Consider the following 14,221-nt stretch of genomic DNA (forward strand, 5'->3'; position numbering starts at 1 on the left):
TTTTCACACCGTCGAGTGACCTGATCGGCGGCGTGTCGGAGCGGGCGTGGCACGGGGTCGCCCGTTCGGCCGGACGGACGAGCCGGACCCGCGCGGGAGGGTCCCGGACGGCCGCCTCCTACACTCCTGGAACGGTGGGTCCGGCGCAGGACCCCGTCGCGGCGGCGCGAGGAGGCCGTCCGGCACCGAAGACCCCCCGGCGATGCCCCGGCGGTCCGCGAGCAGGAGGCCCCATGAGCCGGTCGGCGGCGCCCCCACCGCGTCATGCGGGACCGCCCGGGCCCACGGCGTCCGGCGGCGGGGCACCCACGGGCGGCCACCGCCCGGAGCCCGGGACGCCCGCCGCCGGCACGCCGGTGACCGGCGCGCCCGCACCGCGCCCGTCCGACGGGCCGCGCCCGCCCGCTCCGGTCCCCGCCCCGTCGTCGGGACCGATCCGACCGCCCGACGGGTCGACCGGCCTGCCGACCTACACCCTCGCGAACCGCCTCGCCGACTGGCGCCGCGCCCGCGCGGACGGCCGCGCGGGGCTGCCGAGCGGGTCGTCCGGCACGCCGACGCTCGAGGAGCTCGCGCAGGACTTCCTGGCGCGCAGCCACCGCGAGCGGCTCCGGCTCGACGTCGAGCTCGCGCCGCTGCTCGAGACCGAGGCCGCGCTCGGCGTCCGGATCACCGAGACCGCCGAGGCCTGGCGGCGCGCCGAGGAGCGGGTCGCGTCCTGGCCGGCCCTGCTCGAGTCCGACCAGCTCGGCCTGCGCCGCGGCGGGGAGTCGCTGACCGCCGACGACGTGGTGCGGGCGCGCCGGGCCCGGGAGTACGAGGCGCTGCGCCGGCCGATGGTCGAGGAGGTCACGCGCCTGCAGCGCGCCGGGGCGGCCGCCCGGGAGGAGCTCGCCCGGGTGCGGGCCGCGATCCGCGCCCGCGAGGTGGTCGGCGCGACGCGGGTCCGCCGGATCCACGCCCAGGCGATGGCCCGCATCTCGGCCTACGAGCGCCACCTCGTCCGCCACCACCCCCGCCGTGACGCCATCGGGCCCTGGCTCGTGGCCCAGCACCCCCGCATCCCGGGATGGGTGTTCGACGCCGAGACCGGGGGCTCCCCCTCCTCCGGGTCACCCGAGGAGTCCTGATGTTCCAGTGGTTGCGCCGGCGGCGGTCCGATGACGGCGGGGCCGCCCCGGCCCACCGGGTGACGGGCGCCCCGGACACCCCCGCCCGTCCCGGTCTGCGCGCCCCCGGCACACCGGAGGAGAAGCGCTTCTCCCAGGTCTACGCCGAGGACCGGGTGGGGCCGATGCCCTACCCGAACCAGGCCTCACCGGACGTCGCGGCGGCCCGCGGCCGGGTGCGCGCCCTGGTCAACGACCTCCTGCCGAACGCGGTCGACGAGGGGACCGGCGCCGCGCTCGACCCGCTGATCGCGTCCTGGTCCTCGGGCTGGCTCGCGCGCATCGACTCCGAGCACGCCGACCACCACGCCGTCATCGACCGCCTCGTCGGCGGCGCCCGTCAGCAGCTCGCGGACGCCGAGGCGAACCACGAGCGCGACCGGCGCGCCCTGGAGATCGCCCGCCTCGACTACGCCGACGCCCGCGACCGGCTGATGGAGTCCCCCCGGACCCCCGCCGTGCGGCCGGGCGTGGCGGAGGACGACGAGACCGTCGCCGACGACCCGCGGCGCGGCGCCTCCCGCGGTCCCCGCGCCGCGCGCCAGGCCCTCGCGGTCCGCCGTCCACCCCCCGGCGACGAGGCCCTCACCGGCCCGCTGCGGGTGCGCACCGGCCCGGGCCGCTCCGCCGCCGGCGGCCCCGCCCCCGACCCCGCGGCCGACAGCACCGTCACCGAGCAGGAGACCCGATGAGCACGACCCCCTCCGCGGGTTCCCGCCTGCCCTGGCGCCGGGGTCCCCGGCCCGGCACGGTCGGGTCGTACCGCGACTCGACGATGCTGATCAACCGGTCGCGGGAGGACTACCTCGCGCTCGGCATCATCGTGCTCGCGATCGGCGGCGACATCGCCGCGTTCTACGTCGTGCTCGCGCGGGTGTTCCGCGGCTCGACCTTCCTCATCGTCATCGGCACGATCGGGTTCGCGGCCGCGTCGGTCGGCCTCGCCCACCTCGTCGGGCAGGGGCTCGCGCGGCGGCGCTGCGGCGACCCGCGCGCCTCGGTGCTGCTCACGGTCGCCGCGTTCGTCGTGTGGCTCGTGCTGGGCGTGGCCTCGTTCGTCACCCGGCTGCTGACCCCGTCGTCGACGTCGTCGAACCCGTTCGGCTCGTCGTCGGGATCGGGCTTCGGGTCCGGCGGCTCCGGGTTCGGCTCCGGCGGCGGCTTCGGATCAGGGGGCGGCTTCGGGTCGGGCGGCGGGTTCGGCTCGAGCTCGTCGACCGCGCTCGACGCCTCCGCCGTCCTGCCCGCGACGCTCTTCGGCGCGCTGTTCCTCGCGAGCGGGGTCGCCGCCATGGTGGCGACGTTCGTGTCGTTCAACCCGGTCGCCGGCGCGCTGCGCCGCGCGGAGCGCCGCCTCGAGGAGGCCACCGCCGCGGAACGCGCCAGCCGCGCCGAGCTGGAACGGTCCCGCGAGGCGCTGCGCCAGCAGCAGAACGAGCGCGACCGGGAGGAGCAGCGCTGGGTCGCCGCCCGCCAGCAGGTGGCCGCGGAGATGCTCGAGCTGCAGAACTACGCGCGGAACCTCATGGCCTCGAAGATGCAGAACCCCTCCATCACCGACGGGCTGACCAACTCCGCGCCGTACCCGCTGTTCACCCCGGCCCGCGCCCTCGAGCCCGGCCGCGAGGCCCGGCCGCCCGTGCGCCGCGACCCGCCGCCGCACCGCGCCCCCGCGCCCACCCCCGCCGTCGTGAACGGGCGGCGGAACGGCACCCACGGCACGAACGGCACGAACGGCCACCACCGCGCGACCCCGAACGGAGACCCTTCGTGACCCTGCGGCGTTCCCCCGGGTCGAGCTCCGCTCCGCTGCGTCTCCGGGCCTCCGGGTCGAGCTCCGCTCCGCTGCGTCTCCGGACGTCCGCACTCGCCCTCGCCACGGTCGCCGCGCTCGCGCTCGGCGCGTGCTCCTCCTCCGACGACTCGTCGGGCGGCTTCGGCTCCGGCGGCGGCGGGGGCGCGCCGCTGTCGTGCCCGGTGCCGGTCGGACCGATGGCCATCGCCCTCGGCGGGCGCGCCAACGAGCCCGAGCCCAGCCTGCCCGGGCCGGTGCAGCAGGCCGCGATCTCGGTGGTGTCCGGGGCGTCCGACCAGAAGGTGCAGCCGAAGTTCACCGTCGTGAACGTCGACGGTCGACCGACCGTCGCGGGCAGCGACACCTACCGCACCGACGCCGGCAACGCGATCGCCGCGCAGGACGACCAGAACGCCTTCCTCTCCGGACTGGGCCAGGCGATCCCGACGCTGCGGGCGCAGACCCCGGAGGCCGACACCCTGGGCGCGCTGACCCTCGCCGGCCGGTCCGTGCAGGGTTCCCGGCCCGGCACGGTCGCGCTGATCGACTCCGGGCTCTCCACCGTCGCGCCGCTCGACTTCCGCACCGCCGGGCTGCTCGACGCACCGGTCGCCGACGTCGTCTCCTCGCTGCGCGACGCGAAGGCGCTGCCGGCCCTCAACGGCGCCACGGTGATCCTGGCCGGGATCGGGGACGTCGCGGCGCCCCAGGGTCCGCTGGACACCTCGCAGCGCGCCTCGTTGGTGGCGCTGTGGAAGGGCATCGCCGAGGCGGGCGGCGCGTCCTGCGTCGCGGTCGTCGACGAGCCCCGATCGGGGGACGCCCCGTCGGACGTCCCGCCGGTCTCCGTGGTCGACCTGCCGCCGCCGCCCACCATCACCCCTGGGAAGGCCACCGCCCTTCCCGACGACGGGTCGGTGGGCTTCCAGCCCGACACCGCCACCTTCCGCGACGAGAACGCCGCGCGGGGCGTGCTGGCGCCGTTCGCGGACTTCCTCAAGCAGGCCCCGGCCCGGCGGATCGCCCTGACCGGCACCACGGCCCGGGCCGGGAGCCCGGCGTCGCAGACCGACCTGTCGACGCGCCGCGCCGAGGCGGTCAAGGGCCTGCTGGTCTCCCTGGGCGCGTCCGCCGACCAGATCACCACGAAGGGTGTGGGGAGCCAGTTCCCCGGCTATGTCGACGACGTGGGGCCGGGCGGCAAGCAGCTCCCCGGTCCGGCCGCGACGAACCGGAAGGTCATCGTCGAGCCGTCGGCGTGAAGCACATCACGTGCCCGATCGGCCTGCTCGAGTAACGTGATCGGTATCTCTTCACGTCATGGCAACCTGGCCGTTGCACGCCGGACGGCCCGTCCCAACAGGGCTGATCGGCCCAGCAGCGGGCATTCCTGACCGGTTCACTAAATCGCTTCAGACACGGAGTGTGATCGTGGACTGTGTCCATCGTGGTCGAACCGCTCTAGCGTCTCCTCTCCGGAAGCCCCGTTGGAAGCGAGCCGAGCACGACGTCCGGAGGACCACCACATGACCACAGCCGCAGACCGGAGCCCCGACACCGCGGCTGGCCTCGAGGAGTACACCGAGGCCGAGGTGCACCAGGAGTTCGGTGAGAACCCGAACGAAGTGCGCGACACGAACCACTACAAGGACGAGTACATCAAGGGATTCGTCGACAAGTGGGACGACTACATCGGCTGGGAGGGACGCGCCGCGAGCGAGGGCACGTTCTTCATCGACCAGCTCCGCGCGCGGGGCGTCGAGAAGGTCCTCGATGTCGCCACCGGCACCGGCTTCAACTCGGTGCAGCTCCTGGAGGCGGGGTTCGAGACGGTCTCGGCGGACGGCAGCGCCGAGATGCTCGCCAAGGCGTTCGCGAACGGACGCGACCGCGGGCACGTGCTGCGGGTGGTCCAGGCCGACTGGCGCTGGCTCAACCGCGACGTGCACGGCGAGTACGACGCGATCATCTGCCTCGGCAACTCGTTCACGCACCTGTTCTCCGAGCGTGACCGCCGCAAGGCCCTCGCCGAGTTCTACGCGATGCTCTCGCACGACGGCGTGCTGATCCTCGACCAGCGCAACTACGACGCCATCCTCGACGAGGGCTTCTCCTCGAAGCACAAGTACTACTACAGCGGCGACACCGTGACCGCGGAGCCGGAGTACCTGGACGAGGGCCTGGCCCGCTTCCGGTACACGTTCTCCGACGACGGGTCGGTCTACCACCTCAACATGTTCCCGTTGCGCAAGGAGTACGTGCGCCGGCTCATGAAGGAGGTCGGGTTCCAGAAGGTCGACACCTACGGCGACTTCCAGGACACCTACGGCCAGGACACCCCGGACTTCTGGATCCACGTGGCGGAGAAGATGTATCGCACCGACGACGAACTGTCCGGCGACTACTCGACCGCGGTGAACACCGCGCGCGACTACTACAACTCCGAGGACGCCGACACCTTCTACCACGAGGTGTGGGGCGGCGAGGACATCCACGTCGGGCTCTACGCGACCCCCGACGAGGCCATCGCCCCCGCCTCCGCGCGCACCGTGGAGCGGATGGCCGAGACGGCCGGGATCACCGCCGAGACCCGGGTCCTCGACATGGGCGCCGGCTACGGCGGCGCGGCCCGGCACCTCGCGAAGGTCTACGGCTGCCGGGTGACCTGCCTGAACCTGTCCGAGGTCGAGAACGAGCGGAACCGGGAGAAGACCCGCGAGCAGGGTCTCGACCACCTCGTCGACGTCGTCGACGGTTCGTTCGAGAACATGCCGATCCAGGACAACGCCTACGACCTCGTGTGGTCCCAGGACGCGTTCCTGCACTCCGGTGAGCGCTCGACGGTGGTCTCCGAGATCGCGCGCGTGCTCGTGCCCAGCGGGCAGGTCGTGTTCACCGACCCGATGGCCGCCGACGGCGCGGACGTCTCCGCCCTGACGCCGATCCTCGCGCGCCTGCACCTGGACTCCCTGGGCTCGCCCGGGTTCTACCGGGACGAGTTCGCGAAGCACGGGCTGAGCGACTGCACCTTCGAGGACCACACCGACCAGCTCACGACCCACTACGGCCGGGTCCTGGCGGAGCTCGAGAAGGCGGAGCAGGCGTTCGCCGGGAAGATCTCCGACGAGTACATCTCGAACATGAAGACCGGCCTGCGCAACTGGGTCAACGGGGGGAAGTCCGGCCAGCTCGCCTGGGGCATCTTCCGCATCAAGCGGTAGCCCCCGCCCTTCGTGGCAGGAAAGCGTCGTTGCTGTCATCCAGTGGCAGTTCCGCCGCTTCCTGACGACGGGGGACGCCTCGGCTCGGAGACGGCGGACGGACCGACACTGGTCCGTCCGCCGTCGTCGTCCGTCCCCACCGGCACCGGACCCCCCGGTCATCCACGGGCTCCGGCGGGCGTGATCGACGGCCCGCCGACCCCGGCGCCACCGTGACGGGCATGCGCCGCAACCCGAACACCGACGACCTCACCTACCTCCGCACCTTCGCCGACGACGATGTCATCGCGGTCGTCGAACTCGTCCGGCTCGGTGTCCCCGAGACGACGGTCTACCGACGATGTCGACCCGGCGGGCCGTGGCGCCTGCTCGCACCCGGCGTCGTCCTGCTGACCACGGGTGTCCCCACGCGCTCGCAACGCCTCCGGGCCGCCCTCCTCCACGGAGGCCCCGAGCACCACTTCATGACGCCGGATCAGGTCATCGAGACCGAGCGTCAGCACCGGGCCTACCGGTCGGCCGGCCTCCACGTCATCGGCATCCGCCCGAACCGGCTCCGCCTCGATCCGGACGGCCTGTACCGGGACGTCCTCGATGCCCGCCGGGTTGCCGCGGCACTGCCGCCGGCCGAGGTCACGTGGCGGCCGGACCTGCCGTCGGCCGGCTGAACCGCGGTCGAGGATGCGGCGTTCCTGCCACTGGATGACAGCAACGACGCTTTCCTGCCACGGGGCTGGGGCTATGAGCGCAGCGACGACAACCGGCGGCCGACGAGGCCCTTCGCCTTGCGCCAGCCCTTCTCGGCGACGCTGGCGAGGTCGGTCGTGGGCGTGACGACGACGCGGCGCATCTCGTAGGGCGAGTCGCCGCCGGAGGCGAGGCCGGCCGTCGTCGTGATGGCGCACCGGTAGCCGAGGTCCCGGGCCACGCGGGTGGTGACCTCCGAGTAGTCGGCCGACGAGCCGTTCGGGAACGCCAGGGTGTCGACGGTGATCCCGAGGCCCGACTCCAGGGCCGCGCGCGACTCCCCCAGCTCGATCCGCTGCCCCGGCTCGGTCTCCCGCTCCAGGATCGCGTGCGAGACGGTGTGCGACCCGATCTCGTGGCCGGCCGCGAGCAGCGACTTCGCACCCGACCAGTCCATGAACAGCCCCTCGCCGACCGACGAGGGAGCCGGCGAGAGCAGCTCCGACACCCGCGCCACCTCGGCCACCCGCGAGGCGTGGTCCAGCGTCTTGAGCGACGCCCGTACGGCCGCGTGCGCGGTCTCCCGCTCGGCCGGGCTCCCCAGCGGGTACACCGTGCCGCCGAACTCCAGCGTCGTGGCCCGGGCGCGGTCGAAGGCGGCGGACAGGTCCTCCCACCAGGCGCCGACGGTCCCGGAGAGGAAGCCCGGCACGAGGAAGAAGGTCGCCGGGAGGCCGTGGCGCTCCAGCATCGGGATCCCGAGCTCGAGGTTGTCGCGGTACCCGTCGTCGAAGGTCAGCACCACGGCGCGCGACGGCAGCGGCTCCCCCGCCTCGATCAGACCGAGCGCGGTCTGCAGCGGCAGCACGTTCGCGAACCGCGAGAGCATCCGGAGCTGCTTGGCGAAGCCGAGGCGGCCCACGCCGGGCGGGTCGGGGAACCCGGGCGTCGGGTCGATGTTGTGCCAGCCGAGCACGAGGAGCCGGTTGCCCATGGCGACCCACCCTAGGTGGCCGACCGCACCGCCCCGCCCACGGCCTCCGCCGCGGCTTCCCGACGACGGGCCGAGCGCCGGACCGAGCGCGAGAGCTCCACGTGCACGAACACCGTGCCGTGGCGGGCCGCGTCGCGGCCCTGCACGTTCCGGGTGCCGGAGAGGTCCTCGCAGCCGGGCTCACCGCCGCGCCGCACCCGTTCCCCGGCCGCGGTCATCCGCGTGATCGTCTCCTCCAGCACCACCGACCCGCCCGCCGCGCCGGGCGAGACGACGGCGTCGACCCCCTCCCGGTCGGCGAACCCGTGCAGTTGCACCTGCGGCAGCCCGCGGCGCGCGACGAGGCCGGCGGCGATCCGGGCGAACACCGAGTCGGGTCGGTGCGCGACGTCGGCGGGACAGTCGGCCCGACGGCGGGCGTCCGCAGGCGCGCCCGCGTGCCGGTGCGCGCCCGCCTGGAGGTAGAGCGCGTCGTCGACCCGCTCGACGATCCCCACGCCGATCTGCTCGGTCCGCAGGTCCGCCGCCGGGTGCGGGACCTCGACGATCAGCGCCGGCACGGCCCGCGGCAGCACGATCAGGCCCCACGCCCGGGGGCTGCGGGCGTTCGCCACGAGCGCGACCCGACCGGCCACACCCGTCGTCGTGAAGCCGAGGGCGGCGGCGTGCGGTCCGACGTCGTGGCCGTCCGCGATCGCCCGGGCGAGCGCGTCGGCCGCGGCCCGCTCGGCCTCGTCGGGGGCGCGGTAGGGGCCGCTCGACCGCAGGGTGGCCGTGAACCGGTCGACCAGACCCGCGAGGGAGGTCACCCCACGATCATGCAGGACCGACCGGCGGGATCAGGCTCCGGCCGGGTACGCCGGGCCCCACTGCGGAGCGGCGCCCACGGCCGGCCGGTACGCGCCGCCGGGCGGGTTGCCGAACGGCGGCGTCCCGAACGGCGCCACGTAGAAGGCCAGCGGACGCCGGGGGGCGTTGAGGAAGGCGGCCGCCTCCGGGTCGGGCTCGAACGGGAGGTCCACGCCGAAGGGGACCAGCCCCTCGACCTCGTCCGACACGTCCGGGGACTCCGCACAGGTCGACGACGGCGTCCACGCCCCCGTGGCGACGCCCGGCTCGGCCCACGCGGGCACGGGCTCGGACGGCCGACGGGTGGTCGGACGCAGGGCGACCACCCGGCGCACCCCCGAGGACCCCGTCACCGGGCCGCCGTCCTCGGATGCACCGCGGTCATGGGTCGTACCGCAGGAACCTCGCTCCGCCATGTGAACCATCATCGGAAGCCGTTCCGAGCAATCTCGGTCGGGGGACACGGGTCCCCACCCCTCGTACGCCCTCCGGCCGCAGGGAGCACCGGGACCGCGACCGGTTGCCGACCGAGGGCCACCTCCGTTCAGGGCAGCCGCGCCCGGGACGGGCGGAACGTCCGACTTCGGACGTCCCCGGAGTGACGCAGCGTACAACTCGCGCCCCACCCGTCCCCGCGTCACCGACGGTCCGACCGCCCGTTCACCGAGTGCAGGGCCGGCTCGGAGCCGCATCCTCCCGATGAATTCCGGATGATTCGGACAGAAAGGCCGTACGGTCTCTCCACCCCGGTGCCGCCCGCGATGGTCCGGTAGCGGACGATGACGTCCGCCGACCGAACCCCGAACACCCTTCGTAGCCGACGCCGCGGTCCGCTGCCCGCGACCTGGAGGTGCTCCCCGTGGAGAGACCCGCCCCCGACTTCACCCGGTCGACCGCGCTGGCGGACCGCCTGCACGCGATGGTCCCCGGCGGGGCGCACACCTACGCGCGGGGCGACGACCAGTACCCCGAGGGCATGGCCCCGATCATCGAGCGGGGCCGCGGCGCGCGGGTGTGGGACGCCGACGGCAACGAGTTCGTCGAGTACGGCATGGGGCTGCGGGCGGTCACGCTCGGACACGCGTACGCCCCGGTCGTCGACGCCGTCCGCAACGTCCTCGAGCGCGGCGTGAGCTTCACCCGGCCGTCCACCCTCGAGGTCGACGCGGCGGAGGACTTCCTCGCGACCGTCACCGGCGCGGACATGGTCAAGTTCGCGAAGAACGGGTCGGACGCCACGACGGCGGCGCTGAAGCTCGCGCGGGCCGCCACGGGGCGGGACCTGGTCGCGGTCGCCGACCAGCCGTTCTTCTCCACCGACGACTGGTTCATCGGCACCACCGGCATGCACGCAGGGATCCCGGCCGCCACGCGGGACGCCACCCTGCGCTTCACGTTCAACGACATCGACTCCGTGCGCGCCCTGTTCGCCGCGCACCCGGGCCGCATCGCCGCCGTGTTCACCGAGGCCGCGACCGGCATGGTCGCCCCCGAGCCGGGCTTCCTCCAGGCGCTGCGCGACCTGTGCACCGCCGAGGGCGCGGTCCTCGTCTTCGACGAGATGATCACCGGCTTCCGCTGGGCGGCGGGCGGGGCGCAGGAGGTCCACGGGGTCGTGCCCGACCTGTCCACGTGGGGCAAGGCGATGGGCAACGGCTTCCCGATCGCCGCCCTCGCCGGGAAGCGCGAGCTCATGGAGCTCGGCGGCCTCGCGACCGACGAGGGCCGGGTGTTCCTGCTCTCCACCACCAACGGCCCCGAGACGGTCGGCCTCACGGCGTTCCGGGCGGTGGTCCGGGCCTACCGCACCGAGGACCCGGTGGCCGCGATGCGCCACGCCGGGGAGCGTCTCGCCGCGGGCGCCAACCAGGCCATCGAGGCCGAGGGCCTGCAGGACCACCTGCTCGTCGCCGGCCACCCGAACTGCCTGGTGTTCCTCACGCGCGGGCCGGACGGCCTGCCCTCGCAGGAGTTCCGCACGCTCTTCCTCGCCGAGCTGCTGCGCGGCGGGGTGCTCGGCCAGTCGTTCGTGGTCTCGGCCGCACACACCGACGCCGACGTCGACCGGACGGTCCAGGCCGTCGCCGACGCGATCCCGACCTACCGCAAGGCGATCGAGCACGGGTCGACCGACGGCCTGCTCGTCGGCCGTCCGGTCGCCCCCGCGCTGCGCACGTACGCCGCCCCCCGGCGGCGCTGAGCGCCGGGCAGGACGACGGGTGGGGCGTCAGACCCCGACGACCGCCCGCCCGTCGTACTGCGCGGCGAGCTCCTCCGGCATCGGCGCGAGGTCGGTGCAGCGCCGGAAGTCCCGGAGCGAGGTGCCGGAGCACTCCGAGTCCACGTTGCGCGACCCGCGGTGCGCCTCGACGTCGTCGATGTCCACCACGCGGAAGTCGATGGAGAACCGGGTGCGCCCGGAGGTGTTCGGCACCGAGGAGTGCAGCTGGTTGCCGGAGAACACCATCATCCCGCCGACCTCGGGCACGACCCGGACCTGCGGGTCGAGCTGCACCGGCTCCTCCGGCGTGGGCTGGTCGCGGGTGTCCTTGCCGATCTGGGTGGCGGCCGAGAACCGGCTGGTGCGGTTCCACTCGTCGTAGTCGTACCGGCGTGAGCCGTTGCGCACCCCGTGGGTCATGTACTGCGGGTGGAACGCCATGACATTGTCGGCGGTCACCGGGTAGACCGGCATCCACCAGTTCGTCTGGCACATCGGCGCCGAGTACCAGGTGTCGCGGTGCGGGTGGAACGCGAACGCGATGCCCGTCGTCAGGTAGTCGTCCGAGGTCGAGGTGCGCAGGCGCGGCACGTCGAAGTAGGTGCGCTCCAGGTCGCAGCCCCGCTCCTCGAGGATGGCCGGCAGCAGTTCCTTGCACCGCGGGTGGTGGATGAACCGGGGCTTGAGGTCCGCGAGCAGCGCCGCGAAGTCCCGGACCTCCATCTCGTACTGCGCGACCTGCGGGTCCCGCCCGTCGAACGCCTCCTCCACCAGCTCCCGGGTGAACTGGACGAGGGCGAGCGTCGCCGGCGTCGCGCCGTAGACCATCACGTCGCCGTTGTAGAGGTGTTCGCGTCGCGTCGCGTCGTCGAACGACGGATTCGAGAGAACGTTCGTCACGTCGGCCCCCTTCGCGCCCGGTTCTCCCCACATCAGGAGAACCTCCTGGCTACCGAGACGTCGCACGGTAGTCACAGGTTGTCCGACCGGGCGCACCGAGGGGTCCGAAGAATTACGATCATCACGACGACGGGATCGTTCGATCACTGAACGTCTTCTCGCCGTGGTTCATTCGGGAAGGAATACGACACATGGCACACATCGCGTCGCTGTCGCAGCTGCAGACGCCGCCGTGGGCCTCGGTCGACGGGCAGCTCGTGCCGTACGACGGGGTCAGGATCCACATCTCCGCCGAGGCGCTCACCCGGGCGCTCTCGGTGTTCGAGGGCGTGAAGGGCTACTGGGACCCGGCGAGCGAGACCTTCTCCCTGCGCACCCCGCGCGAGCACTACGAGCGGCTGCTCCGATCGGCGAAGCTCTTCCACATCCCGGTGGACTTCGACTACCCGGAGTTCCTGCGCCGCCTCGAGCAGCTCGCCGCCGAGCTCCTGGTGCGCGAGCGCGACCTCTGGTTCCGCCCCACCCTCTACGTCACCGAGGGCCACTGGGGTGAGGGGACACGCGCCACGCTGGTCATCACCGCCTTCACCCAGCAGAAGGAGTCCGGCGAGCCGATGCGCCTCGGCGTCTCCACCTGGCGCCGGGGCACGGACGTCGACCTCCCCACCCGCGTCAAGAGCAGCGCCAACTACGTCGTCGCGCGGCTCGCGCGGATCGAGGCCCGCCGGCTCGGCTACGACGACGCGATCCTGCTCAACCGCGAGGGCCGCGTCGCCGAGGCCACCGGAGCCTGTGTGGTCGCGCTGCTCGACGACGAGGTGGTGGTCCCGCCGTCGTCGGAGGGCGCACTGGACAGCCTCACGGTCCGCATCCTCGAGCGGATCTGCCACCGCGACGGGCTCCGTCTCGTGCGGCGCCCGATCGACCGCACCGAGCTCCTCGCCGCGCAGGAGGTGGCGATCGCGGGCACGATCTCGGAGCTCACGCTCGTCTCCGAGATCGACGGGTTCACGTTCCCCGTCGACGGCGTACTCGCCCGGCTCCGTGCCTCCTACCTGCAGGTCATGCGGGGGACGGAGCACCTCGAGGGCGTCGAGATGGTCGCCACGGACGCCGGCCGCGCGCTCGTCACGTCCTAGACCCCTTCCCGACGACGGGTCGCGCCGCGACCTGTCGTCGGGAACGGGCTAGAGGACGCCGCGGACGATGTCGGCGAGCTCGCGCGCCATGTGTGCGGAAGTGAAGCGGGTCTCGACGTCCTTGCGCCCCTCGGCGCCCATGGCGGCCGCGCGCTCGGGGTCGGAGAGCAGCTCGGCGATCGCTCCCGCCATCGCCGCCGGGTCCCCCGGGGGCACCAGGATCCCGGTGCGGCCGTGGTCGACGTAGTGGTCCATGCCCGGGTTGTCGGTGGCGACGACGGGGCGCCCGCTGGCCAGCCCCTCCAGCGCCACCGTGAGCCCCGCGCCGACCGGGTTGGACCGCAGCGCGATCGCGACCACCGTCGAGCGCCGGTAGAGGCCGCGCATGGCGGCGTTCATCCGGCGGGCGTGCACCACGCCGGCGTCCGGGGCGAGCGTCACGGGGATCGTCGTCGCGAGCTCCAGCCACGCCGGCACGCCGCCCGCGCGGACCTGCTCGACGGCGGCCACCAGCGTGTCGTGGTCGCGGTTGCGGTCGTCGCCGACGCTCGTGATGGTCACGCCGCCGGGGTCGCGCTCGTCCCACGGCTGCTCGGGGTAGAACTCGGGGTCGATCCCCAGGGTCACGCCGTGGACCCGGCCGGGATCGACGTCCCAGTGCTCGCGCAGGATCGGGACGACGCCCGGGGACTGGCTGAACATCCCGGCCGCCCGCCGGAGCGCCCGCGTCGTGGCGATGCGCTCGGACCGGCCGAGCAGGTCGGGCCGCTCCAGCCAGCCGATGCCGGTGACCACCGGACGGCGCGGCGAGGTGAACAGCGCCGGCACGCCGGTGCGCTCGTCCATGCAGAGCACCGCGTCCGCGCCGCGGCGCTGCACGGCGCCGGTCACGGCCGTGACGGCCTCGTAGCCGTCGAGCCGGTTGCGCACCTTGCGCGACGCGTAGGCCACCGCACCGTGCGCCGGGCGCCGGAAGGTCACGACGTCGCCGTCGTCGCCGATGTGGTGCAGACCGTAGGGGGTGTGGTCCGGGATCTCGCCGCGGGCGTTCCGGAGCCGGTACTCCTCCACGTCGAGCTCCTCGGGCAGCTCCACGTGTACGTGCATGTGCTCGATCTCCCCCTGCGCTGCGTCCGTGACCCGTTCGGGCTACGGCGACGCTACCGATGTCCGGTGTCGGCCCGATCGCCGGATGTCGGGTCGCCGCGGCGGGCTGCCCACCCGCCCCGGGACCCACGCCATCGTC

13 protein-coding genes are annotated in these 14,221 nt (G+C 73.8%); 8 read left to right on the plus strand and 5 right to left on the minus strand.

Features of this window, described 5'->3' with window-relative positions; translation table 11 throughout:
• Positions 1-233: 233 nt before the first annotated feature.
• The 6 genes from BJ983_RS17235 to BJ983_RS32385 all read left to right on the plus strand — a co-directional run bounded on the left by BJ983_RS17235 (position 234) and on the right by BJ983_RS32385 (position 6,853).
• Positions 234-1,130: a hypothetical protein gene (locus BJ983_RS17235; protein WP_179794918.1), complete on the plus strand. Its 897-nt coding sequence runs from the start codon at positions 234-236 to the stop codon at positions 1,128-1,130.
• Entirely contained in the window at positions 1,130-1,861 is a 732-nt protein-coding gene (locus BJ983_RS17240) for a hypothetical protein (RefSeq protein WP_179794919.1), read from the plus strand. The genes BJ983_RS17235 and BJ983_RS17240 overlap by 1 nt, the downstream gene beginning before the upstream one ends.
• Positions 1,858-2,943, plus strand: coding sequence for a hypothetical protein (locus BJ983_RS17245; RefSeq protein ID WP_179794920.1), 1,086 nt, complete (start codon positions 1,858-1,860; stop codon positions 2,941-2,943). The genes BJ983_RS17240 and BJ983_RS17245 overlap by 4 nt, the downstream gene beginning before the upstream one ends.
• Positions 2,940-4,226, plus strand: coding sequence for an OmpA family protein (locus BJ983_RS17250; protein WP_179794921.1), 1,287 nt, complete (start codon positions 2,940-2,942; stop codon positions 4,224-4,226). Before BJ983_RS17245 ends, BJ983_RS17250 begins: the two co-directional genes overlap by 4 nt.
• Positions 4,227-4,490: 264 nt before the next feature.
• On the plus strand, positions 4,491-6,185 hold the full coding sequence (locus tag BJ983_RS17255; protein WP_179794922.1) for a glycine/sarcosine N-methyltransferase: 1,695 nt from the start codon (positions 4,491-4,493) through the stop codon (positions 6,183-6,185).
• 221 nt (positions 6,186-6,406) lie between these two features.
• Positions 6,407-6,853, plus strand: coding sequence for a hypothetical protein (locus tag BJ983_RS32385; protein ID WP_179794923.1), 447 nt, complete (start codon positions 6,407-6,409; stop codon positions 6,851-6,853).
• 71 nt (positions 6,854-6,924) lie between these two features.
• Here the strand turns inward: BJ983_RS32385 and BJ983_RS17265 are convergent, their stop codons facing one another.
• Genes BJ983_RS17265 through BJ983_RS17275 form a run of 3 tightly spaced genes read right to left on the minus strand, consistent with a single transcriptional unit; the run spans position 6,925 to position 9,068 of the window.
• Entirely contained in the window at positions 6,925-7,866 is a 942-nt protein-coding gene (locus BJ983_RS17265) for a polysaccharide deacetylase family protein (RefSeq protein WP_179794924.1), read from the minus strand.
• Positions 7,867-7,877: 11 nt separating this feature from the next.
• Positions 7,878-8,675 carry a hypothetical protein gene (locus tag BJ983_RS17270; RefSeq protein WP_179794925.1) on the minus strand — a complete coding sequence of 266 codons (798 nt, stop codon included), beginning with the start codon at positions 8,673-8,675 and terminating at the stop codon, positions 7,878-7,880.
• Between the two features lie 30 nt (positions 8,676-8,705).
• On the minus strand, positions 8,706-9,068 hold the full coding sequence (locus BJ983_RS17275; protein WP_179794926.1) for a hypothetical protein: 363 nt from the start codon (positions 9,066-9,068) through the stop codon (positions 8,706-8,708).
• Between the two features lie 497 nt (positions 9,069-9,565).
• Between BJ983_RS17275 and BJ983_RS17280 the strand changes: the two genes are divergently transcribed.
• Positions 9,566-10,915 (plus strand): glutamate-1-semialdehyde 2,1-aminomutase, encoded by a 1,350-nt coding sequence (locus tag BJ983_RS17280; protein WP_179794927.1) that lies wholly within the window; start codon positions 9,566-9,568, stop codon positions 10,913-10,915.
• Positions 10,916-10,942: 27 nt separating this feature from the next.
• Here the strand turns inward: BJ983_RS17280 and BJ983_RS17285 are convergent, their stop codons facing one another.
• Positions 10,943-11,836 carry a phytanoyl-CoA dioxygenase family protein gene (locus BJ983_RS17285; protein ID WP_179794928.1) on the minus strand — a complete coding sequence of 298 codons (894 nt, stop codon included), beginning with the start codon at positions 11,834-11,836 and terminating at the stop codon, positions 10,943-10,945.
• A 191-nt stretch (positions 11,837-12,027) separates the two neighbouring features.
• Between BJ983_RS17285 and BJ983_RS17290 the strand changes: the two genes are divergently transcribed.
• Complete coding sequence (locus tag BJ983_RS17290; RefSeq protein WP_179794929.1) at positions 12,028-12,975, plus strand: aminotransferase class IV; 948 nt, start codon at positions 12,028-12,030, stop codon at positions 12,973-12,975.
• Between the two features lie 48 nt (positions 12,976-13,023).
• On the opposite strand, the gene BJ983_RS17295 is transcribed toward BJ983_RS17290, so the two are convergent.
• Positions 13,024-14,082, minus strand: coding sequence for a glycosyltransferase family 4 protein (locus BJ983_RS17295; protein WP_179794930.1), 1,059 nt, complete (start codon positions 14,080-14,082; stop codon positions 13,024-13,026).
• Positions 14,083-14,221: the final 139 nt, after the last annotated feature.

Source organism: Actinomycetospora corticicola, from assembly GCF_013409505.1.
Classification (GTDB): Bacteria; Actinomycetota; Actinomycetes; order Mycobacteriales; family Pseudonocardiaceae; genus Actinomycetospora; species Actinomycetospora corticicola.